This window comes from Noviherbaspirillum sp. ST9 (assembly GCF_048799745.1).
In the GTDB taxonomy this organism is placed as follows: domain Bacteria; phylum Pseudomonadota; class Gammaproteobacteria; order Burkholderiales; family Burkholderiaceae_D; genus Noviherbaspirillum.
This window is the reverse complement of sequence record NZ_JBLWFR010000162.1, coordinates 1-571: the sequence shown is the minus strand read 5'-3', so window position 1 is coordinate 571 and position 571 is coordinate 1. Positions and strand designations below refer to the sequence as shown.

Genomic DNA, 571 nt, shown 5'->3' with positions numbered 1-571 from the left:
TATTTAATCAGTAACCAATCAGGAAAGCCTCTTTTATCTATCGATTTCAAAAGATCGAGGGATTCTATATACATGCCGGCAATTACATAAAGAGAAACCAGATCAAGCTTACTTTCGTTTATAAGTAAAGGACGGTCTAACTTCTTAGCTATTTCAAGGTTTTGTCTGGTATAGTAAATTGCAGAATCAGAAATAAATGTTTTGTACTCGTTATATAACCTATGATTGATGTCATAACGCTGTTCACCGTTTATGCCGGGAAGCGCGAGCATATTTTTAATCTGCGATATCTTAGCGTTCTTTTCGTTTACATATATTTCTTTGTGCTCCAATAAGTTATATAGATATGAATATATCGTGTCCTTCGAAGCCTGTGCCGACACGGTAAAAGATACCAGAATAACAGCAGCTACGCTTAAGATTTTCTTCATACAAGAGGCATGCATTTAACAAACATACAAAAATGGGTTCTATATCATCTGCATAAATGCCTGTGTCTCGCCTTGGGTACTACAATGGGGTAATCTTCCGCATCAGAAGAAGCTGGACCATCAGCCCTTTTCCTGTTAAA

General features: G+C 37.0%; 1 protein-coding gene. It reads right to left on the bottom strand.

Annotated elements, in window-relative coordinates; translation table 11 throughout:
- On the bottom strand, positions 1 to 431 hold a 431-nt coding region (locus ACNOHI_RS25310; RefSeq protein WP_420477487.1), incomplete at its 3' end, for a hypothetical protein.
- Between the last annotated feature and the right edge of the window lie 140 nt (positions 432 to 571).